Source organism: Streptomyces sp. CNX435 (assembly GCF_059570575.1).
Genome location: NZ_JCANTA010000015.1, coordinates 66,662 through 91,883, shown reverse-complemented (window position 1 = coordinate 91,883; position 25,222 = coordinate 66,662). Strand labels below are relative to the sequence as shown.

18 protein-coding genes are annotated in these 25,222 nt (G+C 71.7%); 2 read left to right on the top strand and 16 right to left on the bottom strand.

Annotation, left to right across the window (positions count from 1 at the left end; all coding sequences use genetic code 11):
• Position 1: 1 nt before the first annotated feature.
• From T328_RS23580 to T328_RS23570, 3 genes are read right to left on the bottom strand one after another with little or no spacing between them, the layout of a single operon-like run.
• A complete protein-coding gene (locus tag T328_RS23580; protein ID WP_496498141.1) occupies positions 2-1,003 on the bottom strand; it encodes an ABC transporter permease in 1,002 nt (333 codons plus the stop codon).
• Between the two features lie 12 nt (positions 1,004-1,015).
• Positions 1,016-3,013, bottom strand: coding sequence for an ABC transporter substrate-binding protein (locus T328_RS23575; RefSeq protein ID WP_496498140.1), 1,998 nt, complete (start codon positions 3,011-3,013; stop codon positions 1,016-1,018).
• Positions 3,003-3,965: a dihydrodipicolinate synthase family protein gene (locus T328_RS23570; RefSeq protein WP_496498200.1), complete on the bottom strand. Its 963-nt coding sequence runs from the start codon at positions 3,963-3,965 to the stop codon at positions 3,003-3,005. Before T328_RS23570 ends, T328_RS23575 begins: the two co-directional genes overlap by 11 nt.
• Positions 3,966-4,171: 206 nt before the next feature.
• Between T328_RS23570 and T328_RS23565 the strand changes: the two genes are divergently transcribed.
• Positions 4,172-4,903, top strand: a complete 732-nt coding sequence (locus T328_RS23565) for a GntR family transcriptional regulator (protein WP_496498139.1) — start codon at positions 4,172-4,174, stop codon at positions 4,901-4,903.
• Between the two features lie 44 nt (positions 4,904-4,947).
• Positions 4,948-6,912: a glycoside hydrolase family 127 protein gene (locus T328_RS23560; protein ID WP_496498138.1), complete on the top strand. Its 1,965-nt coding sequence runs from the start codon at positions 4,948-4,950 to the stop codon at positions 6,910-6,912.
• A gap of 115 nt (positions 6,913-7,027) precedes the next feature.
• Here the strand turns inward: T328_RS23560 and T328_RS23555 are convergent, their stop codons facing one another.
• The 13 genes from T328_RS23555 to T328_RS23495 form a co-directional block, all read right to left on the bottom strand.
• Positions 7,028-9,301, bottom strand: coding sequence for an Ig-like domain-containing protein (locus T328_RS23555; protein WP_496498137.1), 2,274 nt, complete (start codon positions 9,299-9,301; stop codon positions 7,028-7,030).
• Positions 9,302-9,518: 217 nt separating this feature from the next.
• Positions 9,519-12,089 carry a glycoside hydrolase family 95 protein gene (locus tag T328_RS23550; RefSeq protein WP_496498136.1) on the bottom strand — a complete coding sequence of 857 codons (2,571 nt, stop codon included), beginning with the start codon at positions 12,087-12,089 and terminating at the stop codon, positions 9,519-9,521.
• Positions 12,082-13,197 (bottom strand): aldose 1-epimerase family protein, encoded by a 1,116-nt coding sequence (locus tag T328_RS23545; RefSeq protein ID WP_496498199.1) that lies wholly within the window; start codon positions 13,195-13,197, stop codon positions 12,082-12,084. Before T328_RS23545 ends, T328_RS23550 begins: the two co-directional genes overlap by 8 nt.
• A 2-nt stretch (positions 13,198-13,199) precedes the next feature.
• A complete protein-coding gene (locus T328_RS23540; protein WP_496498135.1) occupies positions 13,200-13,958 on the bottom strand; it encodes an SDR family NAD(P)-dependent oxidoreductase in 759 nt (252 codons plus the stop codon).
• Positions 13,955-15,175: an extracellular solute-binding protein gene (locus tag T328_RS23535; RefSeq protein WP_496498134.1), complete on the bottom strand. Its 1,221-nt coding sequence runs from the start codon at positions 15,173-15,175 to the stop codon at positions 13,955-13,957. Before T328_RS23535 ends, T328_RS23540 begins: the two co-directional genes overlap by 4 nt.
• On the bottom strand, positions 15,172-16,371 hold the full coding sequence (locus tag T328_RS23530; RefSeq protein ID WP_496498133.1) for a CaiB/BaiF CoA transferase family protein: 1,200 nt from the start codon (positions 16,369-16,371) through the stop codon (positions 15,172-15,174). Before T328_RS23530 ends, T328_RS23535 begins: the two co-directional genes overlap by 4 nt.
• 79 nt (positions 16,372-16,450) lie before the next feature.
• Positions 16,451-17,230 carry an enoyl-CoA hydratase/isomerase family protein gene (locus tag T328_RS23525; RefSeq protein WP_496498132.1) on the bottom strand — a complete coding sequence of 260 codons (780 nt, stop codon included), beginning with the start codon at positions 17,228-17,230 and terminating at the stop codon, positions 16,451-16,453.
• A 7-nt stretch (positions 17,231-17,237) separates the two neighbouring features.
• Complete coding sequence (locus tag T328_RS23520; protein WP_496498131.1) at positions 17,238-19,115, bottom strand: right-handed parallel beta-helix repeat-containing protein; 1,878 nt, start codon at positions 19,113-19,115, stop codon at positions 17,238-17,240.
• A gap of 79 nt (positions 19,116-19,194) precedes the next feature.
• Positions 19,195-19,962, bottom strand: a complete 768-nt coding sequence (locus T328_RS23515) for an RraA family protein (RefSeq protein ID WP_496498130.1) — start codon at positions 19,960-19,962, stop codon at positions 19,195-19,197.
• A gap of 21 nt (positions 19,963-19,983) precedes the next feature.
• A complete protein-coding gene (locus tag T328_RS23510) occupies positions 19,984-21,927 on the bottom strand; it encodes a DUF8034 domain-containing protein (RefSeq protein ID WP_496498129.1) in 1,944 nt (647 codons plus the stop codon).
• Between the two features lie 3 nt (positions 21,928-21,930).
• Entirely contained in the window at positions 21,931-22,890 is a 960-nt protein-coding gene (locus tag T328_RS23505) for a carbohydrate ABC transporter permease (protein ID WP_496498128.1), read from the bottom strand.
• Positions 22,887-23,810, bottom strand: a complete 924-nt coding sequence (locus T328_RS23500) for a carbohydrate ABC transporter permease (RefSeq protein WP_496498127.1) — start codon at positions 23,808-23,810, stop codon at positions 22,887-22,889. The genes T328_RS23505 and T328_RS23500 overlap by 4 nt, the downstream gene beginning before the upstream one ends.
• On the bottom strand, positions 23,810-25,090 hold the full coding sequence (locus tag T328_RS23495; RefSeq protein WP_496498126.1) for an ABC transporter substrate-binding protein: 1,281 nt from the start codon (positions 25,088-25,090) through the stop codon (positions 23,810-23,812). The genes T328_RS23500 and T328_RS23495 overlap by 1 nt, the downstream gene beginning before the upstream one ends.
• Positions 25,091-25,222: the final 132 nt, after the last annotated feature.

Genomic DNA, 25,222 nt, shown 5'->3' with positions numbered 1-25,222 from the left:
CCTAACCTCCCTCGTACCGGTACCGGATGCGCGGATCCCACCAGGCCAGCGCCAGGTCGCTCAGCAGCGTGCCGACGACGGTGAGGGCGCTGAGGATCAGCACGAAGCTGCCCACGAGATACATGTCCTGGCTCTCCACCCCGGTGAGCAGCAGCGGCCCCGTGGTCGGCAGGCTCATCACGATGGAGATGATCGTCTCGCCGCTGATCAGCGCCGGCAGCAGCCAGCCGACGGTGCTGAAGAACGGGCTGAGCGACATCCGGACGGGGTACTTCAGCAGCAGCTTCCACTCGGGGAGCCCCTTGGCGCGGGCGGCGACCACGTACGGCTTGAAGAGCTCGTCCAGCAGGTTCGCCCGGGTGATCCTGATGGTGGCCGCGGTGCCGGAGATGCCGATGATCAGAATCGGCAGCCACATATGGGAGGCCAGGTCCAGCACCTTGCCCAGGTTCCACGCCGCATCCTGGTACTCGGGTGAGAAGAGCCCTCCGGGACTCTGCCCGAAGTAGCGCATCCCGATGTACATGAGGATCAGCGCCAGCATGAACTCGGGGACGGCCATGCCGACGAAGCCGAAGAACGTGGCGGTGTAGTCGCCGGCCGAGTACTGCCGTACGGCTGAGTAGATGCCGATCGGGAAGGCGACGGCCCAGGCGAAGAGCATGGTGGAGATGGACAGGAAGAAGGACAGCCCCACCCGGTCCCAGATCAGGTCGCCGACCGGCCGCATGTCGTAGCCGAAGGACTGGCCGAAGTCCAGGTGGAAGATGATTCCGGAGATCCACTTCCAGTACTGGGCGTACAACGGCTCGTCGAGGCCGTATCTCGCCCGGAGTCCTTCGATCTTGTCGTCGTTGATCAACTCGCCCCGGGCGTCCGCCTGCGCCTGGAGGGTGTCGACGTAGTCGCCCGGAGGCAGGTTGATGATGACGAAGGTGGCGATGGAGACCGCCCACAGCGTGACGACCATGAGGCCGACGCGCCGGACGAGGAAGGAGAGCATCGCGTCCGCCCGTCAGGCCTCGTCAGCGAGGTAGAACTGCTCTGGCCGCGCGGGGCCCGGCGCCTGCCACGCGCCCGCGCCGGGGAGCTTCTCCGGCACGTTGTGGAAGTCGTTCCTCACGATGCCGTATTCGGTCGGCATGGTGCTGATGCCGAGGTAGTAGAACTCCTCTTTGGTGATCTCCAGGACCTGGCGGGCGAGCGATGTCGCCTTGGCGCGGTCGAACGTGGCGCGCATCCGGTCGAAGAGTTCCAGCTGCCGCTTGACCCGGGCCGGCGGCTCGGTGCCGTCTTTGCCGGGGTTCCAGTACCAGAGGGCCCACTGGCCGCCGAAGCGGGAGGAGCCGCGCGGGTTGGACGGCAGGTAGTAGTGGTTACCGCCGGCGCCGGTACGGATGTCGAAGGAACCGCCGGTCCAGACGGAGGCGTCGCTCTCGCCGGACTCGACCCGCACCCAGTACAGCTCCTCGGCCATCCGCTGCACGGTGATGTCGACGCCGACCTCGCGCCAGTCGGACTTGATCAGGTCGAGTGCGTCGACCTGGTCGGGGTACTCGGAGGCGACGAGGACGTTGAACTTGACGGGGCTGCCGTCCTCGCGCAGCCGGATGCCGTCGCCGTTGCGCTCGCGAAGGCCGGCCCGGTCCAGGTACTCGTTGGCGAGGTCGAGGTCGTACTCGGTGAACTGCTTGCCGAGTTCCTCGTCGTGGAGGTCGGTGCCGGGGACGGGCGCGCACTGCCAGGGGATGCCCTGGCCGCCGTGCAGGGTGTTGATGATCTTCTTGCGGTCGATCGCGTGCGACAGGCCGATGCGGAAGTCCTTGTTGCCGTACATCCGCGCCTTGGCCGGGTCGGGGTGGGTCTGGTTGAACCCGATGATCATCGTGTTGACGTCGTCGGGCAGCATCTCGATCATCCGGTAGTCGCCGGACTCCTGGTTGCGCGAGATCACGGGCTTGTTGCGCACCGTGCCGAAGTTGTAGAGCTGCAGGCCGAGGTCGCCGTTGGAGACCTTGAGCACCTCGACCTCGACGTCCTGCACGACCTCGCAGACCACCTTGTCGATGTACGGCAGCTGGCTGCCGTCGGGGTCGGTCTTCCAGTAGTACGGATTGCGCTCGGCGACGACGTTGCTGCCCACGCCGACCGCGTTCTGCGCCACCCAGCCGTTGACGGTCGGCACGTCGGGGTAGACCCAGTGCTCCAGCCGCAGGGGGAGGAACTCGACCCAGTTGGCCATGTCGTTCTTCTTGGCCACGCTGTCGGCGCTCTTGTTGTACTTGAGGTGGAACTGCTCCAGGAAGTGCTTGGGCAGGAACATGTACAGGCCGTGCAGGCCGGCGATCTGCTCCAGGAAGTTCGCCTTCGGCTCGGCGAAGACGTAGCGGACGGTGTGGTCGTCCTCCTTGACGAACCGGGCGGGCTCGCCGTTCTGGTTCAGCCACAGCTCGTAGATGGCGTCCGGGTGCAGGTCGGGGTAGACCTGGTAGTCGTTGTAGCAGAAGTCGAAGTCGTCGGCGGTCAGCGGCTCGCCGTCGGACCACTTCATGCCGCGCCGGAGCGTGAAGACGTACTCCCGGCCGCCGCCCAGGACCTCGTACTCCTCGCAGACGTTGGCGAGGATCTCGGTGGCGGCCGACCCCTCCCACTTCGGCGACCAGCGCAGCAGCGGCTCGTACCCCATGGTCATCTTCAGCCACGGGACGTCCTCCTCGGTCAGCATCGCCGAGTGCCAGGTGCCGCCGTAGACGCCCGCCTTGTCAAGCGGCTCGACGACCAGGGGCTTGTCGGGGAGGCGTGCGGCGACCTTGGGCAGCTTCCCCTCCTCGACCCGTTCCTTGAGCATCGGCGCCTCCTTGCCCTTGGCGCCGCCGCCCGCACCGCTCTCGTCCGCGGGGTCGGTGTCGAAGAAGCCGCAGCCGGGCACCGCCGAGGCGACGACCAGACCGGCTCCGGTCTGCAGGACCCGCCGTCTGGCGACGAACGGGGGGTACTTGCGCTCACGCGTCATCTCCACGCTCCTTTGCGTGTGCCGCCGCCTCCAGCTCGCGGACCAGGGGCACCACGGTCGAGACGAGGCGTGCCTTCTCGTCCTCGTCCAGGGGCGCCAGGGGCGCCGCGGTGTGGTCTGCCTCGATGCGGCCGAGGGTGGCGAGGACGAACTTGTAGGTGCTGATGACCGAGGAGAGGGTCGGGGTCCGGCGGGCCGGGCGCATCGCCTCCAGCAGGTCCTCCAGCCGGTCCTGCATGTGGCGCACCCGCTCCCAGTCCTGGGCGCGGGCGGCGTCGTACATCGCGACGAGGTGCCGCGGCGTCAGATTGGCCGCGGACGAGGTGACTCCGGCGGCACCGGTCAGCAGCGACACGTCGCTGATGCTGCTGCCCCCGGTGAAGCAGCGCAGCTCCACGCCTGTCCGGTCGGCGCGGCGGACGAGCTGACGGAACCAGGTGAGGTCGCCGTCACTGTCCTTGATGCCGGCGAGCACGCCCTCCCGGGCGAGCTGCAGCACGCAGCCCGCGGTCAGACCGATCTTGGTCAGCCGCGGCATGTGGTAGGCGTAGATCGGGAAGCCGACGGCCTCGGCGATCCGGCGGTAGTGGTCGCGCAGCTCCTCACGGGTGAACTCGGTGAAGTACGGCGCGATGACCGAGACCTGGTCGGCCCCGGCGGCGACGGCCGCGCGGGCGTGCCGTACCGCCAGCCCGGTGGCGGTGTCACCGACGTGGGCGACGACCGGCGTCCGGCCGGCGGCGGTCTCCGCCGCCACCCGCACGGCGGCGGCCCGCTCCTCGGCGTCGAGGGCGTGGAACTCCCCCGTGGTGCCGTTCATCCACAGCCCATGGATGCCGGCGGCGAGGAGGTGCTGCAGGTGGCATTCCAGCGATGGCGCGTCTACCTCTCCGGACTTCGTCATGGGCAGCACTACCGGCGCGATGATGCCGTGCAGCAGCGGGACTGGCATAGGCACCCCATAGGCATGTCAGTGGTATGCCATGAATGGTGACCGGGCGTAAAATGACCGTCAACCCCTGTGCGTGAGGAATTTGCTGCGGTCGGCAAAACCCGCCCACTGCCGGTCGACCAGCGGCATACCATAGGCTGACCGGAGCCGACCGGGGGCAGGGCCCGGCCGGCAGTCGTGGAGCGCAGGGAGCCTGGAGGCCCGTTATGACCCCACCGAGAACGGCGGCGGCCCAGAAGGGGCCGGCGTCGGCATCCGGACCGCCCGACTCCGAGGAGAGCCTGGAGGCCCGCGCACGCCAGGCCCTGGTCGACTGGCTGACGAAGGAGAACCCCGCCCCCGGGCAGCCGGTGCCGGTACGGGAGTTCGCCCGCCGGCTGGGCATGAGCCGCACCCCCGTGCGCAGCGCGGTGGGCCGACTCTACGAGCGCGGGCTGCTTGCGTACGAGCCGACCGCCGGCTTCACCGTCGCCATCCCGTCGCTCTCCAGCCTCTACGAGCTATTCGAGCTGCGGCTCATGCTGGAGTCGCACAGCCTGCGGCTCTTCGCCGAGCGCACCGACCGCGAGTCCCCGGCGCGCCTGCGCGAGCTGGTGGACGAGGCCGAGGTGCTGGCCCAGGCGTCCCTTGCGGACCACAGCCGCTACATCGAGTTCCGGGAGAACGACAGCCGCTTCCACCGCGCCCTGGTCGAGCTCGGCGGCCTGCCCCGGCTGCTGGAGCTCCACGACGACCTGCACCTGAGCATCCACGTCACCCGCACCGGCATGGAGGCGCCCATCACCGCGTCGCGGCTGGGCACCGCCGTCGCCGAGCACCGCGCGGTCGTCGACGCCCTGGAGAGCGGCGACCGGCTCGCCGCCCGGGACCTGCTGGAGGCCCACATCATGCGGGTGCGCGACCAGACCATCGCCTTTCTCGCCCGCCCCCGGATGTGACTCGCCCGCTCCCGTACGGGACCGGAGAATCAGGAGAAGCAGCCATGGAAGGACCCGCGGTCCCCTCCCCCGGCGCGCGTACGGCGCACCGGCCCCTGCGCCTGGAGCACGCCGAGCTGACCGGCGGCCCGCTGCGGCAGTGGCAGGACGTCAACCGCCGCGTCAGCCTGCCGCTCGCGGTGGAGTGGCTGGAGAAGGCCGGCAACCTCCGCAACCTCCAGATCGCCGCCGGCGAGGCGGACGGCGAGTTCCGCGGCCCGGTGTACATGGACTCCGACGTGCACAAGGTCCTCGAATCGGTCGCCTGGCAGCTGCGGGAGGCTCAGCACCGCCCGCCCAACGACGCCCTCGCGGACTTCGCCGGGCGCACCGCACTGCTGCTGGAGCGGGCCCAGCAGGACGACGGCTATCTCGACTCCCACTACCAGGTGGCGGCGCCCGGGCGACGCTACGCACAGCTCGTGGACAGCCACGAGCTGTACTGCGCGGGGCATCTCATCCAGGCCGCGGTCGCCGCCCGGCGCAGCACCGGCGACGCGACACTGCTCGCCGTCGCCCGGCGGTTCGCCGACCATCTCGCCGACGTCTTCCTCCCCGGTCCGGGCCCCGGCCTCGACGGTCACCCCGAGGTGGAGACCGCGCTGGTGGAGCTGTACCGGGTCACGGGCGAGGAGCTCTATCTGGAGCTGTCCGCCGCCCTCGTCGAGCGCCGCGGGCACGGGCTGGTCGGCCGGCACAAGCACGGCACGATGCACCGCCAGGACCATCTGCCGGTGCGGACCGCGCCGGCGCTGACCGGCCATGCCGTGCGCGGGCTCTATCTGGAGGCCGGCGTCGTCGACGTCGCCGTGGAGACGGGCGACGAGGAGCTGCTCGCCGCGTCCGTCGCCCGCTGGGAGGACATGACGGCGGCAAAGATGTCGCTGACCGGCGGGCTCGGCTCGCGCCAGGTGGGTGAGGTATTCGGAGAGCGCTACGAGCTGCCGCCGGACCTGTCGTACAACGAGACCTGCGCCTCGGCGGCGAGCATCCAGTGGAGCTGGCGGCTGCTGCTGGCCACCGGCGAGGCCCGGTACGCCGACCTGATCGAGCGCACGCTCTACAACGCCTTCGGCGCGGCCCGTTCCACCGACGGCAGGACGTATTACAAGGGCAACCCGCTCACCCGGCGCCCGGACCACGCCGAGGCGGTGGGCGATCCGCGCTGCCGCGACGAGTGGTTCTTCTCGGCCTGCTGCCCGCCCGCCGTCACCCGTCTCGTCGCCTCGCTGGAGCATTACGCGGCTAGCACAGCAAGCACAGCGACCGTCTCCGGGCACGCCGGCGTGCCGGCGTTCCATCTGCACCAGTACGCGCCGATGGAGCTGGCCTGTCCCTTCGCCGGCGGACGGCTCGGGCTGCGGGTCGAGACGGACTACCCCTGGCACGGCCGGGTCGCGATCACCGTCACCGAGGCCCCCGCCGGCCCGTTCGCGCTGGCGTTGCGCATACCGACGTGGAGCGCGCGGACGACGCTGGAGACGCCCGACGGCGCGCTGCTCGACGCCGCGCCGGACGAGCGCGGGTACGCGGTGGTGAGCCGGGACTGGCGGGCGGGCGAACAGCTCGTGCTGCATCTGGACCTCACCCCCCGGCTGACCGTGCCGCACCCGCGCATCGACGCCCTCCGCGGCAGCGTGGCCGTCGAACGCGGGCCGCTGGTCTACTGCTTCGAGCAGGCCGACCAGGAGGACGGCGCCGAGGTCGACGACCTGGCGCTGCCGCAGGACGTGGCGTTCGAGGAGGTCGAGCACGCCGATCTGGCGGGCGTCGGCCGCACCGTGCTGCTGCGGGCCGGGGGGTTGGTCCTCGGCGGCGCGCATGAGGCCGGGCTGCCGTACCGGACGCACGGCGGGCCGTACGCCGAGGACTCGCGGCGCCGAACGGCCGCCATCGCGGTGCCCTACTTCCAGTGGGACAACCGCGGTGACGGCGCGATGCGGGTGTGGGTGCCGTTCGTCAGTGGTTGATGCGCACACCTGGCTGAACGAGAGAACACCCCCCGCCACACCGCGGCCCCGGCCGCCCCACCGCGCACGAAGCCGTACTGCGTGACTCGCGGTGGGACGGCCGCCCGCAGGGCGCTCAGTGGTTGATGCGCACCTGGCTGAACCGCGCGGTGGTGTAGTTGGCGGTGTCGTTGGCCTCCTTGTTGGCGTCGACCACGAGCCCGGCGTACGGCGCGGGCCCGATCGCGATCCGCTCGTAGCCCACGCGCGTCCACTGCAGCGAGTCGGGTGAGATCTCCGCGGTGAACTCGTCGCCGCGGAGAGTCAGCCGCAGCCAGTACGGCCGGTCGTCGAGGACCTCGCCCTCCTCGAAGGGGTAGGTGCCGACGCTCATCTCCCCGCCGGTGGCGGCGATGCGCTTGCAGACGCCGACCAGGCCGTCGGAGGAGACGGCGACGGCCATCAGGCAGAAGGGCGAGTCCTCGGTCAGGTTCTCCCGGATCATGATGCCGCCGAGGACGTCCGAGTAGACCGCGCTGACCGAGTCGACCCGGGCGATGATCTCCACGACCTCGTCGTCCGGTGCCTCGATCTGCTGGTGAACGAAGTGGAAGGAGTCGGTACGGCCCCTGATCCGGCCGGAGCCGCGCACGGTGAAGACGCCGTCCCCGTCCACCGCCGCGGCGCCCGGAATGGGCACGTCCCCGATGTCGGCGGACGTCCAGGGACCGAGGTCGGTGACGCGGTTGACGTGCACGGGCACGCCGGTGGAGGTGGTGGCGGTGCCGGTGGAGTCGGTGGCCCGCACGGTCAGGTAGTGCGTGCCCTCCGGCGCGTCGGCCCAGGTGATCCGGTGGGGCGCGGCGGTCGTCTCACCGATCTTGGTGGCGCCGGCGTAGTACTCCAGCACGGCGATCTCCGCGCTCTGGTGGGCCGTCGCCTCCGCTTCCACGACGATGTCGTGGGTGCCGGCCTCGCTGGCCAGGATGGTGTGCCGGGCGGGGGCGAGGATGCCGGCGGCGGGGTTGGGCGCGCCGGTGCGGCCGAGGGAGTTCAGATACAGCTCCAGATGGCTGTAGCCGGTCTCGGGGTCGATCGCCGCGGCGTCGGCCGGGTCGGACGGCTTCAGGCCGTGCTCCCGCTCCCAGGTGTCGGGGATGCCGTCGTGGTCCTTGTCCGCCGGGACCTGCGTCGCGGCGAGCGGGACGAGACCGCCCACCTCGGACTGGGAGTTGATCATTCGTCCGGTGCCCGCGCGCACGTCGGCCACCAGCCGGGCGTCGATGGCGTCGCGGCGCGGCACGGTGGCGCCGGCGCCGGCGAGCACGGCCTCGTACGCGTCCGCGGGTGACTGCTGCTCGATCGGCTCGGACAGCTCGACGGGCTCGGGCAGCAGGGTGATCCCGCCGGTGGGGATGTCGACGCCGAGGGTGTTGTCCTCGGTGACGTCGGGGTGGCCCTCGATGACGTTGCCGCTGACGTGCCAGCTGCCGCCGCGGTCGGGGGAGACGATGACGGGGGCGATCTCCGCGAGGGTGTCGGGACCCGGCTTGTAGTAGTTGGCGACGAGGTTGATGCCGTTGGCCCATTCGCCGCCGTAGCAGGAGGTGTAGCCGTAGTTGTAGATGACGTTGTTGCGGCTGTCGGCGCGCAGTGGCACGTCCTCGACGAAGCTGAAGCGGGGGTTGCGACCGCCGTTGTGGATCAGCAGGTTGTGGTGGTAGGTGACGTCGTCGCCGCCCCATAGGCCGCCGTAGCCGTGGCGGCCCTTCTCGTGCGCGGACATCGTCAGGCCCTCGGCGATGATGCACCACTGCACGGTGACGTTCCGGTTCCCGTACGGGGAGCAGGTCTCGTCCACGCCCCAGCTGAACGAGCAGTGGTCGATCATCACGTTCCGGCGGCCCTCCATCTTGAAGGTGTCGATGGGCGTGCCCATCCGGTCGGTGCCGCGGAAGCGCAGATGGCGGAGGATCACGTTGTCGGCCTTGATCTCGGTCTCGTTCCCGGCCACGCAGATGCCGCCGCCGGGGGCGCTCTGGCCGGCGACGGTGAGGTTGGAGCCGGTGATGTCGAGGCCGCCTGCCAGCTCGATGGTGCCGGAGACCCGGAAGACCACCGTGCGGTTCCCCGCAGAGACGGCGTCGCGCAGCGAGCCGGGGCCCGCGTCGGCGAGGGTGGTGACCTCGTACACCTCCCCCCCGCGGCCGCCGGTGGCGTTTCTGCCGCCGCCCTCGGCACCGGGGAAGGCGGGCACGTCCGCGGTGGCGGCTGCCCCCGGACTGCCTGCAGCCGCGCGGGCCGGGACGCCGCCGAGGGAGGCGGAGCCCACCAGCGCGCCGGTGGCGGTGACGAAGGCGCGGCGGCCAAGTGGGGTGTGCCGGGCGGGCCTTCCGTTTGCGTCAGTCACCGGATACCTCCTATGATCAGCGGTGCTGATCGAGAACCAAGACAGCATCGTGCGTTGCGAGAACAAATCTGCATCGCACTTTCTTTGCTTGCGCGAAGATCCCGGGCTGGTTTCAACCCGGCTGGTGTTGAGGGTGTAAGACTTTCGTGTTCGCTGAGCGTGGGAGCTGCCTGAGCCAGGAATCCCCTTGCTTCGGCTGGGGGAGGATTCAAGTTCGCTACTCCTCCATCGGTGTGTGAGCGGACTGCGGGGGGCGCAGCACATACGCGCCGCCCGGTTTGGTGTCGAAGACGACCACCCCTTCCGCGGGGTGGTCGGCCACCGCCCCCGTAACCTCCACGGGATGGGGTGTGCGGATCCGGACGGGGTTGCCGAGCAGGGAGCGCACCGCGGCGTGCGCCACCCCCGCCGGCGTCCACGCGAGGTCGACCTCGAAGCCGCCGCGCGCCCGCAGCCCGCGGAAGGAACCCGCGGGCCAGGCTTCGGGGAGCGCGGGCAGCAGCGCGATCTCGCCGGCGTGGCTCTGCAGCAGCATCTCCGTGATGCCGGACATGCCGCCGAAGTTGCCGTCGATCTGGAAGGGCGGGTGCAGATCGAAGAGGTTGGGGGCGGTACGGGCCGGGGTCAGCAGCTCCGAGAGCCGCTTGTAGGCGACGTCGCGGTCGAGGAGCCGCGCGTACATGTTGATCTTCCAGGCGAGCGACCAGCCGGTGCCCGAGGTGCCGCGCAGCTCCAGCGAGGTGCGTGCCGCGGCGGCCAGTTCGGGGGTGCGCAGGGGGTCGATCTGGGCGCTGGGGAAGAGCCCGTAGAGGTGGGAGATGTGCCGGTGCTTGATCAGCGCGGCCTCCTCCCAGTCCTCAACCCATTCCTGAATCTGGCCGAGGTGGCCGATCTGGTTCGGGGCCAGCCGGTCGCGGGCCTCGGTGACGCGCTCCGCAAGCCGGTGGTCGCGGTCCAGGACCCGGGCGGCGTCGCGGAACGCGTCGAACAGATCGCGCAGCAGCTGCATGTCCATGGTGGGGCCGGCGCAGATGCTGACGTTCTCGCCCTCGTCCTCGTGGTGGCCGACCTCCGGTGAGTGCGAGGGGTTGGTGACCAGCCAGCCGGTGCGGGCGTCCTCGGTCAGGAAGTCGAGGAAGAACTCGACCGCGCCCTTCATGACCCGGTAGTTGCTGCTGAGGGCGGCGGTGTCGCCGGTGAACTGGTAGTGGTCCCAGAGCACGAGGCACAGCCAGGCGCCGCCGGTCGGCCACAGGCCGTAGAAGGCGAAGTCGACCGGTGCGGTGCCGCGCCAGCCGTCGGTGTTGTGGTGCACGACCCAGCCGGGCGAGCCGTAGAGCGCCCCGGCGGTGCGGGCGCCGGACTCGGCCAGCTCGTGGACCATGTCGACGGCGGGCTCCCAGCACTCGGCGAGGTTGCCCGGGCCGGCAGGCCAGTAGTTCATCTCGAAGTTGATGTTGAGGGTGTACTTCGACTCCCAGTTGGGGGTCATGCTCTCGTTCCACAGGCCTTGCAGGTTGGCGGGCTGACCCGGCGAGCGGGAGCAGGACACCAGCAGGTAGCGGGCGTACTGGAAGTACAGCGCGGCGAGTTGCGGGTCGCCGCCGTCGGCGAAGAGCGGGACACGCTGGTCGGTGGGGAGTAGAACGCGGTCCGAGGTGCCGAGGTCGATGCCGACGCGGGTGAACAGCCGCCGGTAGTCGGCCACATGGCGGCGGCGCAGCTCCTTGTACGGGGTCCGGGCGGCCGGCTCCAGAGGGCGGCTGGCGCGGGCGGCGGGGTCGGCGTCGGCGTCCTTGTAGGAGCGGTAGCTCGTGGCCATGGAGACCAGCAGGGTGACCGCGTCCGCACCGGTCACGGTCAGCGCGCCGGCGGCGCTGTGCACCGTGCCGCCCTCGGGGACCGCTCGGGCCAGCGCGCGGAAGCGGACGGCGCCGGCGCGGCCCTCCCACTCCCCGCTGACGCCGTCGAGCGCGACGGTGTGCTCGTCCACGGTGGCCGCGCTCGCCTGCTGCGGGGTGGTGAAGTGGGCGGTGAATCCGATGGCGCCCGGGGTGTCCGCGGTCAGCCGGACGACGATGACCTGGTCCGGGGTGCTGGCGAAGACCTCGCGGGTGAAGCGCACGCCGTCGCGGGTGTAGCGGGTGCGCGTGACCGCGCTCTCCAGGTCGAGTTCGCGCTCGTAGCCGGAGATCTCGCCGCCGGCGGGGAAGGCGAGTTCGAGGTCGCCGAGCACCTGGTAGGGCGCCTGTTCGGAGGGGGTGCCCAGGAAATGCGCGTCGGCGAGCTGCTGCGCCTGGTGCCACTTCTCCGCCACGACCAGCCGGCGGATCTCCGCGAGGTGGTCCACGGCGTCGGGGCGGGCGTAGTCGTGTGGGCTGCCGGCCCACAGGCTGTCCTCGTTGAGCTGGAGCCGCTCGGTGTCCGTGCGGCCGAACACCATGGCGCCCAGCCGGCCGTTGCCGACGGGCAGGGCTTCGAGCCACTCGGCGGCGGGCGCCGCGTACCACAGCCGCATCGGGTTGGGCCCGTGGCCGTCGGCGGCGTCGCGGCTGCCGTCGCCGCCGTCGGCGGCACGGGCGGCGGTCGCGGGCAGGGCAGCGGGCAGGGCCGTCGCCGCCGCGCCGGCGCCCGCGGCGGCGGCCACGGCCACGACGGTGCGCCGGGACGGGCTCGGCCGCTCGCTCTGCCCGGGCACGCCGTTCGCCTGGTGGCCGTCGTTGCGCTCGTTGCGCTCGTTGCGCTCGTTCCGTTCGGTCCGTTCGCTCCGTTCGGTCCGGTCAGACACGGGGCGGCTCCAGTCGGGCGTCGAGGGCGGCGATGGACTCGGCGCCGCGGTGCACGCGGAACGCCGAGTGGTAGCTGCGGGATTCGCCGGGCGGCAGCCAGATCATGCTGTCGTCGGCACGGGCGGCGGCGTCCCCCGCCACGTGGTGCGTGGAGGGCTCCAGGCCGACGGCGTAGTCGCCGGCGCGGAGGTTGAGCCACTGGAAGAAGCAGGGGAAGGCGGACGGGGACCATTCGAGGCTCACCGCGAGCCCCAGCCGGTCATTGACCACGGCGGCACCGGTCCGGCCGCCCGGCAGCGCGTGCAGCCGGTGCTCGTAGACCTGCTCGGTGAAGCCCGGCAGCGGTGCGGGCAGGGTCCGGTGGCCGACGCCCTGCTCGGCCACGCTGCCGGACTCCCAGACCGTCTCCGCCACCGGCGCGACGAAGCGGCTGCCCTCGTCGAGCAGCGGCCAGCCGAGGTTGACGTGGTAGAGGAACATGTGCGGCATCGGCTCGAAGCCCGGGTTCACGACGGTGTCGGTCAACCGGATCTCGTCGCCGCCGAGGTCGGCCTCGATGCGCCGGGTGAGGCTGAGGTTCTCGGCGAACACCGCGGCCTGGCGCACCTGCCCCTCGGCCCACAGCACGCACCGCTCCCTCGTCGCGGCGTCCTCCCAGCGCTCGCCGTAACCGGTGAGCCGGGCGGGCAGGTTGGCGACGCGGCCGTGCAGGCCGTGCCGCACGGTGGCGCGCGGCGGGTAGCGGTACCCCGTGGCGTCCACCTCGCCGCCGAAGAGGGTGTGGTCGAGCCCGCCGGTGACCGTGAGGCCCGAGAAGGAGCGCAGCCAGGACAGCCCGTCCTCGTCGCCGTGCTCGTGCAGACCGGGGTGGCGGAAGCCGGTGCGTGACCGCCAGCCGAATGCCTGGCCGGAGTGCTCTGCCGCGCCGATGTCCATGCAGCGGTCGACCAGCACGTCGAAGGCCAGCCCGCTGCCGGTGCGGAACTCCAGGGCGCGTATGCCCCGTTCGGCGCCGTCCGCCAGCGTCACCAGGCGTACGCCGCCGGCCGCCGCGGTGTCCCCGGCGCGCGCCGCCAGGTCGCGGGCACCCAGTTCCCGTCCGTGCATCCTCACGTCATCACCCACCCTCCGTTGACCTCGATCGTCTGTCCGGTGACGAAGGACGCGTCGGGACCGGCGAGGAACGCCACGACGGCGGCCAGTTCCTCCGGCCGGCCGCGGCGCTTGAGGGCCTGCCGCTCCAGCACGAGGGCCCGGTAGCTCTCGGGATCCGGGTGGATCTCCTCGGCGGCGGTGGGGAACGCGCCCGGCGAGACGCAGTTGACGCGGATCCCGTACGCGCCCAGCTCGCGGGCCAGCGCCCGGGTGAGCGACACCGCGGCGCCCTTCGTCGCCACGTACGCGGCGAGGTCGGACCAGCCGCCGTGCATGGTGATGGAGGCGACGTTGACGATGGCCCCGCCGCCGGCCGGCGCCATGGAGCGGGCGGCGGTCTGCGCGCACACCCAGTAGGCGCGCTGGTTGACGGCGTGCACGTCCTCGTACTCGGCCAGCGGCACGTCGAGGAAGGGGCGGGCGGGATAGACCGCGGCGTTGTTGACCAGGACGCCGACCGGGCCGAGCGTGCGGCCGGCCGCGGCGAGTGCGGCCTCGGCGGCGTCCGCGTCGCGCAGGTCGACGACGCGCGCCAGCGCCTCGCCGCCCGCCTCCACCACGTCCTTCGCGGCCCGTTCCAGCGCGGCGCCGTCGGCGTCGAGCAGGGCCACCGGGTGCCCGTCGGCGGCCAGCCGCAGGGCGATGGCACGGCCGAGGGCGCCGCCCGCGCCCGTGACCACCGCCGTGGCCCCGGGTGCCGGATCTGCGGTCATCGCTGACCCCCTTCGTGGTAGCGGCGGTAGCAGGCGTCGAGGTCGTCGAGCAGCGCCCCGTGCGGCCGGCGGTCGGCCAGTCCTTCGCGCAGCAGCCGCGAGGCGGCCTCCTGGAACTTGGGATAGCCGGGCCCGCGGGGCCGCACCCAGGCGGCCTCGACGGTGGCGAGGGTGGCGCGGTAGAAGCCGTCCCAGCGATCGTTGGTCCACGGGTCGGTCCACGCGGCGCGGGCCGCGGGCTGTCCGCCGGTGAGGGGGAACAGCTCGCGCTGCACCGGGTCGGCGAGGAGGCGGCGGAGGTGGTCGCGGACCGCGGTGCGGGCCGGCGCGTCGGCGGCGCGGTGGCGGGAGACGGCGAGGCCGGCGCCGCCGAGGACGCTTCCCGGCGGGCCGCCGGGCCGCCAGGCGGGGGCGTTCGCGAACGCCAGCGGGTAGGGCCCGGCCCGGGTGTAGGTGACGTAGCCGTAGACCAGCGGGCAGTACGCGGGTCCGCCGGCGGCGGCCATCGCCCGCAGCACGGCGATGGGGTTGGCCGACCGCAGCCGGGGCGGGGTCCGTTCGGTCAGCTCCGCGAGCACGTCGAGGGCGGCGAGCCCGGTCTCCCGGCCGACGAGGACGTCCCCGGACGGGCCGCCCGGCGCGTCGGCCTTCCTGGCCGGCTCCTCGCCGCGGGCCACGCTCAGCGCGCAGAAGGTGAGGAAGGCGTGCGGTCCGCCCAGGCAGAGCGTGACGGGCACCCGGGCCGCCAGCGCGCACACCTCCGCCCAGGTGCGGGGTTGCGCCTGACCGGCCATCAGGTCCGGGCGGACGGCGGCCACCTGGGCGGCGGCGTCCAGGGGCAGCGCCCAGGTGCGGCCGTCCAGCACGTAGCTGTCGTAGCTGGCCCCGACGCTCCGCTCCCGCCAGCCGGCCAGTTCGGCCGGCGCGAACAGCTCCTCCATCGCCACCAGGCAGCCGGAGTCCACCGCCGTGCCCAGCCCCGGGTGATCGACGACGAGGATGTCGTATAGGGGTGCGAGCGAGGCGATCGGCGTCGACTCGAAGCCGGCGAGCGGCTGGCGGTCCCAGCGCAGCGGCCGGCCGACGGTCTCGCAGCCGGGCGGCAGCGAGTCGTCGAGGCGGGCCAGTTCCTCCAGGGGCGCGTAGCCGCGTGGATGATCCCAGGTCAGCCCGCGCAGCTCGGCGGTGCGGGGCGGGGTGGTCGCCATGGTCGTCATGCCCCCTCCTCGGCGGCGCGCACGGCGCCGCCGTCGAGCAGCCCGGCAACCTGCCCGTCCGGGTAGCCGAGTTCGGCGAGGATCTCGCGGGTGTGCTCGCCGACGAGCGGCGCGCCGCGGCGCACCTCGGGCGGGGTCGCGCTGAAGCCGTAGGGGAAGCCGGGTGTGGTCACCTCGCCCTCGGCCGGGTGCCGGTAGGTCACGAAGGAGCCGTTGTGCCGGACCTGGGGGTCGGCGACGACGTCGGCGTAGGTGTGGACGGGGCCCGCCCAGACGCCGTGCTCGGTGAAGGTCTCCAGCCACTCCGCGGTGGTGCGACGCGGCAGCCGCCCGCGCACCAGGGCGGTGATCTCGTCGCGGCGGGTGTGGCCGTCGGTGTCGGCGTCGAACCGGGCCAGTGCGGGCAGTTCGAGGGCGGCGGCCAGGGCGGTGAGGTCCGGCATGGCGAGCGCCACGTGGCCGTCCTTGGTGGCGAACACCCCGTAGGGGGCGCGGATGTACGTATGGCCGTGCGGCTCCTCGCCGCGGCGCTGCGGGACGCCGCCGACGGTGAACACCGACAGCTCCTGCATCTGCGCCGCGATGGCCGCGTCCAGCATGTTCACCGTGACGAGCTGGCCCTCGCCGGTGCGCTCCCGGTGCAGCAGCGCGGCCAGCGCGCCCTCGAAGGCGGAGTACGCGGTGAGGGCGTCGACGGCGTACGTGCCGGACGGGGCGGGCGGATCGGCCGCGCGGCCGACGCTGTACATCGCCCCGGTCATCGCCTGCAGCAGCAGGTCCTGGCCGGGTTGGGCGGCGTACGGGCCGCTGTCGCCGTAGCCGGAGACGGACACGTACACGATGCCCGGGTTCAGCTCGCGGATCGCCGCGTAGTCCACGCCGAGCCGTTCGGCCACGCCGGGCCGGTAGTTCTGCAGGAAGACGTCGGCGCGGCGGGCCAGGTCGTGCACCACGGCCCGGCCGCCGGCCGACTTCAGATCCACGGCGAGGCTGCGCTTGTTGCGGTTGAGGGCGAGGAAGGAGGCGTTGAGCCGGCGGCCCGTGGCGCCACCGGCCGGGGCGTGCCGCTGCCACTCGCCGTCCGGCGGCTCGACCTTGACCACGTCGGCCCCCAGGTCGCCCAGCCGCATCGCCGCCAGCGGCCCCGCCATGGCGATCGACAGATCGACCACCCGGTAACCGTCCAGGATTCCCATGGTCCTTTCCTCCGTCGTCCGTTCGTCATGCGCCGGCGGCGGTGGCTGCCGGGCTGTTTCTTATGGCGGTCTACGGCGGTCAGCGGCCGGTGAACCGCGGCTCGCGGCGCTCGGCGAAGGCCGCCCGCCCCTCGGCCGCGTCCTCGGTGGCGAAGCACACCGTCTGCAGGTCGCGCTCGTACTGAATGGCCTGGGCGAGCGGCATGCTGTGCGCCGCGCGCAGGTTGGCCTTCGCCGTCTGGGCCGCGATGGGCGCCCGGGCGGCGATGCGTCCGGCCAGTTCCGTCGCGGCTGGCAACAGTTCCTCGTCGGGTACGACCCGGCTGACCAGCCCCCAGGCCAGGGCCTGGGGGGCGGCCACGGGATCGCCGGTCAGCAGCATCAGCGCGGCGTTGGACGCACCGATGCTGTGGGTCAGCAGTGCGCTCTGGCCGCTGCCGCCGATCCAGCCGAGCTTGATCTCGGGCGCGGCGAACCGGGCCGACTCGCCCGCGATCCGGATGTCGCAGGACAACGCCAGTTCCAGTCCGCCGCCGAGGGCGTGGCCGCCGACCGCCGCGATGACGGGCGTGCGCACCGCGCGTACGGCGTCCCCGTAGTCGAGCCGGTTGCGGAAGGCCCACGGGGTGTCGTACGTGTCCAGCTCGGCGATGTCGCTGCCGGCGCAGAACACCGGCCCGGCCCGGCCACCGGCGCCGGTCAGGACGATGGCGCGCACGGTGGCGTCGTCGTCCAGACCGGCGAGCCGGCTGCGCAGCTCCGCCGCCATCTCGGGAGTGAGGGCGTTGAGCTTGGCCGGCCGGTCCAGGGTGACCACGGCGACCGGGCCCTGCGTCTCGCAGCGGATGCGACCGCTCATCGGGTACTCACTTCGCGTCTCGCTCCGGTGCCGGGTAAGGGAAGGAGTCCTTCAGGCCGATCTTGTCGTACTCCATCCGGGAGGCGTCGAAGCCCTCCTGCCAGTTGGCGTTCTCGACCTCGTTGCACTGGTAGCTCTGGTACTTGTCGTCGGTGACCTCGCCGACCTCGATGTCGGCGAAGCTGAAGCCGCAGCCGCCGGCGTCCATGTGCACGCCGCGGGTGCCGCTGTCGGGCATAGAGTCGTCGGGGATGACGTCGCCGATGACGACCTGGCGCACGTGGTTGTCGATCGGGTGCGGCTCGGCGTTCTCGACGCCGTAGGTGTAGAAGGCGCCCATGTCGCCGCTGTCCAGGCCGGCTTCCTCGATGCGCAGGTACTCGAAGGTGTTGTTGCGGGCGTAGTTGTCCTCGGCGGGGACCTCCGGGCGGACCTCCAGGCTCACGCCGTAGCGGGCGCTGTGCTCGATGAGGCTGTGGCTGACGACGTTGTCGCCGGTGTCCATCAGCTCGACGCCGGCGGCGTCGCCCGGCACCAGCTCGCCGTAGTGGGTGATGTAGTTGTTGGTGAAGACGTGTCCGTTGGAGGTGTTGCCCTCCCCCGGATACGGGCCTTCGACCTTGATGCCGTCGGCGCCGATGTTCTCCAGCAGGCTGTCCTTGACGGTGAGGTGATCGTTGGCGAAGAGCGCGTACACGGCGTGGTAGCCGGTGTCGGAGATGCGCATGCCGGTCAGGGTGATGTCCTTGCTGTTGGTGACCGTCACCGCGCCGAAGCGGTTGCGGGGCATCTCGACCTGCCGGTCGTACATCGGGTACTTGTGCACGTAGCCGGAGTCGCCGTCGTCGACCCAGCCGAAGCGGTACCAGTCCACGTAGTCGCTGTACTGCAGGGCGAGCCCGTCGAAGGTGATGTTCTTGACCCGGTACCGCTCGCTGCTGCCGGCGATGTCGAGCAGCTGCGTGGTCGTGGGCGCCAGCACCTTGGCGTCCTTGATGTCGCCGCGCGGCTTGTAGTAGAGCTGGCCCTTCTCCTTGTCCAGGTAGTACTCGCCCGCCTGGTCGAGGAAGTGCAGCGAGTCCTGCAGGAAGTACCGCGAGCCGCTGCGGCTGTTCATCATGGCGTAGCGGGTCTGGTACTCCAGGGAGATCTGGCCCTCCGCCAGGTTCACGTCCTTGATCGGCACGGTGTCCGTGAACCAGCTCCAGCTGCCGCCGGACCAGATCGTCACCGTGGCCTCGGCCAGGCTCTCCGGATCCCACGTCGGGTCCAGCTCACCGGGGTTGGCCCACAGCCAGCGGCGCACCGCTTCCTTCTCCGGCTCGGGGATGGTGGAGATCAGGTACGGGGCCCACTCGGTGTCGGTGCGGCGGTTGGGGTAGCGGGCGTTGGTGGCGCGCTTGCCGTCCTCGAAGAGTGTGTAGAAGGCATCCGTGCCGACATCGGCGCGGTAGATGCCGTCCTTGTACTCCTCCCAGCCGGTGACCTCCTCGGCGCCGGTGACGCGGGCCTCGCCCGGGCCGTCGTAGCTGCGGTAGATCACGTCGTGGCCGCCGGAGCCGGAGTCGCGCTCGTCGAACTCGACGGCCTTGTCCACCGGATAGTCGCCGGCGCGCAGGTTCACCACGACGTCGCAGCTCATCTCCTTGTTCAGGTCCTCGCCGCGGATGTGGTCGCGGGCGTGCCCGATGGTGCGCCAGGGGTCGTCCTCGGTGCCCTCCGCCCGGTCGCTGCCGCCGGGCGCGACGAAGAACTCCTCGGGCTGGCAGTCGCCGGCCGCGGTGGCGGTGCCGTCCCCGGGCAGCGTGGTGCTGCCCAGGAGCAGCAGGGCGCTCGACGCCAGCACCGCGACACTCGCTCGGGATCGTCGGATGGTACGCAACACGGGGTCTCCTTGTCTCTCGGACATGCAGGTGTGCGGTGTGTCCGCCTCTCGCGGCAAGGCGGGGGGTCAGGCTCGGGGGTCAGCCCATGCCCCGGGCGCTGCGCCAGCGCTCGTATTCGGCACGGGTGTCGGGGGTCAGCGGGTAGTAGTCGGCGAGCGCGCCGCCCTCCTCGATCCGGGTGCGGCTGAAGCGCTCCCACTGCTCGTGTTCGCGGGCCGCGGAGACGACGTCCCCGGCGCGCCGCCGGGGCACCACGACCGGGCCGTCGTCGTCGGCGACCACCAGGTCGCCGGGGAGGACCAGGACGCCGCCGCAGGCCACGGGCACGTCGTACGCCCACGGGAACAGCTCGGACTGGGAGGCGTAGTGCGGGGTGACGCCGGTCGACCAGACCGGCAGGCCGGTCTCGCGCACCCGGGGCAGGTCGCGGATGCAGCCGTCGACGACGATCCCGGCGCCGCCCTTGCGCTGGAAGTAGCGCACGAGCATGTCGCCGAAGCAGCCGGTGTGGGTGCTGCCGTACGCCTGCACCACGAGCACGTCACCGGGTTCTATCGCCTCCAGCACCGCCCACAGGGCGGTGTGCCGCTCCACGTACTCCTGGCCGAGGCCGGAGGCGACGTCCTCGCGCTGCGGCATGAACTGCAGCGTGCGCGCCCGGCCGGCGATCTTCTGCCCGGCCGCCAGCGGCCGTGGCCCGGAGACGAACGTGCGGCGGATGCCCTGGGCGTGCAGCTTGGCGCAGGCGGTGGCCGACGAGATCCCGGACAGCTGCTCGACGAGCCCGGGGTCGGCGCTGCCGGGCGGCTTGCCGCGCACCGGCAGATCCCACACGTGGTCCTCCACCTAAATCTCCTCACGTTCGTCTCACGTAGTGCGGTGTGCGGCCCGGTGGGCCCGCGGGGTCAGCCGCAGTTCGAGCCCGATGCACCGGCCGGGCGGCAGCTCCACCTCCAGCCGCGGGCCGCCGACGGCGATCTCGCGGGCGGTGGCGGCGGTTACGGGGGCGGTGTACGCGCGCGGGTCGCCGGGATAGCCGGGCTCCGCCGCGTCGGCTCGTACGCCGTCGATGCGGTGCTCGCCGAACGAGCCGGCGCGCACCTCGACGCGGCGGGTGCCGCCGAGGCCGGTGTGCACCAGCCGCAGCCGGACCCGCTCCGGGCCGGCCTCCTCGACCAGCGCGGCGACGTCCGGGGGCAGCCCGGGCCTGCCGCGCAGGGCGTCGTGGTAGGCCAGGCGCAGGGGCAGCAGCCCGCCGTTGTAGAGGACCTGCGGGGTGCCCGTGGTGAGCTGCAGCAGGGCCTCGGTGACCACCGGGTTGAGCCGCTGCCAGTGGTGGATGTTCAGGTCGGCGGGTCGAGCACGGTCGGCGGCCATCAGCGCCATGCGCCGCTCCACCTGGGCGAGGGCGACGCGCAGCACGGCGACGGGGTAGCCGGGGTTCTCGCCGCGCAGGTACTCCAGCCACGGCGCCTCGTGCCCGGCCTCCTCCTTGTTGCGGAAGCTGCGCACCGTGCGCCAGTCGTAGCCGCTGGACCTGCGCAGCCGGTCGATCCGGTCGGCGTCCTCCCGCTCCGCGCCGGCCTGCCACAGCCATACGGGCAGGCCGAGCTGCGGCGGCTGGTGGTCGAACCAGCCGCCGTCGGCGTGCCGGTTGGGGACGAGCAGGGTGGGCCGGTCGGCGTCCTCACCCAGCTCGGCGTGCCAGCGGTCGGAGATGCTCATCGGCGTGCCGGTGACGGTCCCGGTGACGGCGTGCCGCGCGACGGTGTCCAGCGGTCCGCGGCCGAGGGCGAGGCCCTCGGTGCCGCCGGTCAGCAGCACGCTGTTGACGGCGGCGATCACCGCGGCGTTGCCGACGCTGTAGATGCCGTGCGGCCAGGACCAGCCGTAGTTGCCGCCGTACCAGCGGCCGGAGTGCAGCTCCCCGACCCGGCCGGAGGGGCCGACGTTGTCGGGCAGGATGCCGCCGCACGCCTCGGCCCGCCGCTGCCAGGCGGCCATGTAGCCCAGCGCCCAGTCGCGGTAGCGGTCGTCGTGGCCGTAGAGCCAGGCGTTGGTGGCCAGGCTGGTGGCGGCGAGGTTGACGACGGCGTCGCCGCGGCCGAGCCGCTCGTCCATGGCCGCGCCCATGCGGACGGCGTTGCCGGGGTCCTTGAGGTCCTGCCAGGAGGAGATGCCGGGCAGGTCGCGCAGCGGCAGGCCGTACGGGCGCATGGTCGCCAGGTCGGCGCCGTAGCCGGCCGCCCACTCCTCGTTGACGCCCCAGCGGGGTCCCGCCGCGCCGTTGTGCGGGGCACGGATGATCTCCGCGTCCGGGTCGTAGTTGTCCGCGGGCGCGCCCGGCAGGTACAGCTCGGCGAACCGGTGGGCGCGGGCCTCGAACTCGGCGTCGGCGGGGTCGGCGGCGCAGATGCCGTAGAACAGCAGCAGCGACTCCCCCATGTGGAACCAGTCGTAGCCGCGCTCGAACTCGTCGGCCACGTAGCCCAGTTCGGTCAGCTGCGCGGTCACGCCGCGCCAGTGGTGCTTGGCGGCGTCCAGGAGGTCGTCGGCGCCGCCGAGCTGGTAGAGGCTGGGCCAGTTGAAGAACGCCTCGTAGAAGTCGTCGGCGCCATCGCGGCTGGCCACGGGGCCGGCGTAGCGCAGGCTGCCGTCGGGCTCGCAGTAGCGGTCGGCGAAGGCGCGCCACGCCTCGTCGAGCGCGTCGAAGAGCCGGCGCTGGAGCAGCGCCCAGACGGGGGGTGTGCCGACGGGGACGGTGGCGGTGAGGCGCGGCACGGGCGCCGCCTGACGTGGCGTCTCGGTCATCGCTCAGCCTCTCGTCGCCCCGGCCGTCAGGCCGCTGATGATGTGGCGTTGCATGAAGACGAAGAAGACGAGCAGCGGCGCGATGGCCAGCAGCAGGGTGGGGAACACCACCGTGTAGTCGGTCTGGTACTGGCTGACCGCCGCGTAGACGCCGGTGGTGACGGTGTAGAGACCGCTGCCGGGGCCGAGGATGATCTGCGGGTTCACGAAGTCGTTCCACACCGAGAAGGTGTTGAGGATGACCATGGTGGCGACCACCGGGCGCATCAGCGGGAAGATGATGCGCCAGAACGTGCGCACGGGACCGGCGCCGTCCACGGCGGCGGCCTGGTCCAGCTCCCGCGGGATCGTGGCGATGTAGCCCGCGTAGAGGAAGATCGAGAACGGCAGCGTGAGGACCGTCTCGAAGAGCACGAAACCGCGCACGGTTCCCATCAGTCCCAGCGTCTTGAGCACGTAGACGACCGGGATCACCAGCACCTGGCTGGGGATGAAGGTGCCGGCCAGGAAGAACACCATCAGCGCCCGGTACCGGCGGCGGCTGCTGCGGGCGATGACGTACGCGGCGGGGCCGGCGAGCACGACGGACAGGACGTTGACGCAGACCACGAAGAACAGGGTGACGGCATAGCCGCGGACGATGTTGAACTGCGAGTCGTGCAGCACCTCGTTCAGGTAGGAGAACGTGGGTCCGCCCGACGGCAGCCCGAACGGGTTCTCCAGGATGTCCTGCTGGTCCTTGAAGGCGTTGACGACCAGCACGTACAGCGGGACGAGCATGCCGATCGTCACGACGGACAGGAACACCAGCCGGGGCAGGCCGCGGCGGCGGCCCGGCGGCCTGCGCCGGAGTCCCTTGCGGTGCGGCCCGCCGGCGGCGGGCGGCGCCGGGGCGGCTGGCCCCTCGGTGTCTCCGGGCCGCGCGGCGGCCGGTGCCGGGGTGGTCTCGCTGTGCAGGGTCATGAGTACACCGCCGTCTCCCCGCGCCGGCGCAGCCGCGTGACGGCGAGCGCCAGGACCGCGGTGACGAGCATGAGCACCACCGACTGGGCCGAGCCGAAGCCGAGGCGCCCGTCGTGGAAGGAGTTCCACAGGATGAGGTAGGCGACCGTCTGGGTCTGTCCCGCGGGGCCGCCCGCGGTGAGGGAGACCACGAGGTCGTAGGTCTTGAGCAGCGTGACCAGGGACAGCACCAGGTTGATGGTCACCGACGGGCCGAGCGCGGGCAGCGTGACGTGGCGGAACACCTGCCGGCGGCTGGCGCCGTCGATGCGCGCGGCCTCGATCAGCGAGTGCGGTACGGCCTGCAGCCCGGCCAGGTACAGCACGACGTTCACCCCGAAGGCCGACCAGACGACGACGGCCACCATCGTGGCCAGCGCCCAGTCGGGATCGGAGAGGAAGGGCAGCACGTCGCCGCCCCGGGAGGTGACGAAGTTGTTGACGGCTCCGGTGGTGCCGAGGATCGCGCTCCACAGGAAGCCGACGACCAGCGCGCTGAGCACGTGCGGGTAGAACATGACCATGCGGAAGAAGGCGTTGGCCCGGGACTTGCCGTTGAGCAGCAGCGCGAAGCCGAGGCCGAGCACGTTGAGCCCGACGGTTCCGGCACCCGCCAGCAGCAGCGTGACGAAGGCCGCGCGGCGCAGCGCCGGGTCGTCCGCCAGGTCGGCGTAGTTGTCCCCGCCGACCACGGCCGGGCTGGAGCTGTAGCCGTCCCAGTCCGTCAGGCTGAGGTAGACCGCGAGGCCGACCGGGACGGCGAGCATCACCGTATACAGGACGGTGGCCGGGCCGACCATGACGAGGGAGGCGAGGCCGTCCCGGTATCTGCCGCGGGCAGTCCTGCTTTGCACGGGCGGCCGCACGGGTGCCTTCCTCATCAGGAGTGGTCCTCGAGCCACCGGTCCACCGCCTCGGCGACGTCCTCGGGCGAGCGGCCGGTGTAGAGCCCCTGTACCTCGGTGTTCCAGGCGGTGTTGAACCCGCGGGGCAGCGTGTCGTCGCCGTAGCCCTCGCCCTGGGCGACCCGGGAGGGCGCCTCGTCGAGGATCTGCTGCACCTGCTCCTCCAGCGGGCTGACGTCCCGTTCGAAGCCGCTGCGGAAGTTGCCGTCCTGCTCCAGCTGGCTGACGATCGCCTGCTTGTCGGTGACCAGCCACTCGACGAGTTCGAGCGCCAGGTCCCGATCCCCGGTGTCCTTGAGCACCATGTACGGCGCGGCCATCGTCGCGCCCTGCGGGCCGGGGTGGTCCTGGCCCTCGGCGACGGGGGCGGCGAAGACGCCGACCTCGTCGCCCTTTTCGGCGGCGGCGACGGAGGCGGTGAACCAGCTGCCCATGACGTACATCGCCGACTTACCGGACAGGAAGTTCGTCTCCCCGTCCACGTTCTTCAGGCCCATCGCGTTCTTGTCGAGGTAGCCGCGCTCCAGCCAGCTGTCGTACAGGTCCAGATACGGCAGCATCGACTCGCCGACGGTCGGCTCGCCGCGCCCGACGTCCGCGTACCAGTCGGGGTGGCTCTGGGCGAGGGACGGGTCGGCGAACTGCAGGAGCTGCAGTCCGGTGACGAACTCGCCGGAGGTCTGCAGCGGCAGGTAGCCGGCGTCCTTGAGCTTGCCCATCGCGCTCGTGAACTGGTCGAGTGTGGTGGGCGGTTGTTCGATGCCGGCCTCGGCGAAGGCTTTCTTGTTGTAGAAGACGAGGGACTGGGCCTGTTCGCCGACGCCGACGTTGTAGATCTTTCCGTCCAGGGCGGCTTCCTTCACCAGCGGGGTGTCGGCCACCCATGGTTCGTCGGTCAGTTCCAGCATCTTGGGCGCGAGCGTCTCGTCCACCATCAGCGTCTCGACCACGTCCGGCGGGTCGCCCGCGGCGAGCTGCTGCTGCAGCGTGTCCGCCACGCCCTTGCCGGACGGGGCCTCGATCTTCACGTCGACGCCGTCGTTGGCCTCCTCGAAGGGCTTCACCAAGTCGTTCCAGAAGTCCTGGGTGAGGTTGGGGGTGATGTTGACGAGCATGCGGACCGTGCCGCCCTCCGACGAGCCGCCGGAGTCGCCGTCGTCGTCGGAGAAGCCCCCCGAGCCGCACCCGGCCAGCACAGCCGCCGAGAGCACGGCCACCGCGCCCGCCCACACTCGTTCCGTCTGCCGCTGACGCATCGGTTCCTCCTTGGCGAGCACGGGCGATCACGGTTTAGTGGGTCAACAATCGAGCAACGATAAGTTAATATGTTCGTAGTAAAGCGCCGTCAAGGTGCCTGTCATGAAAGAAAAGTTGATGACAGTGGCCGT

Bases quoted from the DNA above. Each gene is read 5' to 3' on its own strand.
- T328_RS23580 (WP_496498141.1), bottom strand. From the start codon at position 1,003: ATGCTCTCCTTCCTCGTCCGGCGCGTCGGCCTCATGGTCGTCACGCTG.
- T328_RS23575 (WP_496498140.1), bottom strand. From the start codon at position 3,013: ATGACGCGTGAGCGCAAGTACCCCCCGTTCGTCGCCAGACGGCGGGTC.
- T328_RS23570 (WP_496498200.1), bottom strand. From the start codon at position 3,965: ATGCCAGTCCCGCTGCTGCACGGCATCATCGCGCCGGTAGTGCTGCCC.
- T328_RS23565 (WP_496498139.1), top strand. From the start codon at position 4,172: ATGACCCCACCGAGAACGGCGGCGGCCCAGAAGGGGCCGGCGTCGGCA.
- T328_RS23560 (WP_496498138.1), top strand. From the start codon at position 4,948: ATGGAAGGACCCGCGGTCCCCTCCCCCGGCGCGCGTACGGCGCACCGG.
- T328_RS23545 (WP_496498199.1), bottom strand. From the start codon at position 13,197: ATGCACGGACGGGAACTGGGTGCCCGCGACCTGGCGGCGCGCGCCGGG.
- T328_RS23540 (WP_496498135.1), bottom strand. From the start codon at position 13,958: ATGACCGCAGATCCGGCACCCGGGGCCACGGCGGTGGTCACGGGCGCG.
- T328_RS23535 (WP_496498134.1), bottom strand. From the start codon at position 15,175: ATGACGACCATGGCGACCACCCCGCCCCGCACCGCCGAGCTGCGCGGG.
- T328_RS23530 (WP_496498133.1), bottom strand. From the start codon at position 16,371: ATGGGAATCCTGGACGGTTACCGGGTGGTCGATCTGTCGATCGCCATG.
- T328_RS23525 (WP_496498132.1), bottom strand. From the start codon at position 17,230: ATGAGCGGTCGCATCCGCTGCGAGACGCAGGGCCCGGTCGCCGTGGTC.
- T328_RS23510 (WP_496498129.1), bottom strand. From the start codon at position 21,927: ATGACCGAGACGCCACGTCAGGCGGCGCCCGTGCCGCGCCTCACCGCC.
- T328_RS23505 (WP_496498128.1), bottom strand. From the start codon at position 22,890: ATGACCCTGCACAGCGAGACCACCCCGGCACCGGCCGCCGCGCGGCCC.
- T328_RS23500 (WP_496498127.1), bottom strand. From the start codon at position 23,810: ATGAGGAAGGCACCCGTGCGGCCGCCCGTGCAAAGCAGGACTGCCCGC.
- T328_RS23495 (WP_496498126.1), bottom strand. From the start codon at position 25,090: ATGCGTCAGCGGCAGACGGAACGAGTGTGGGCGGGCGCGGTGGCCGTG.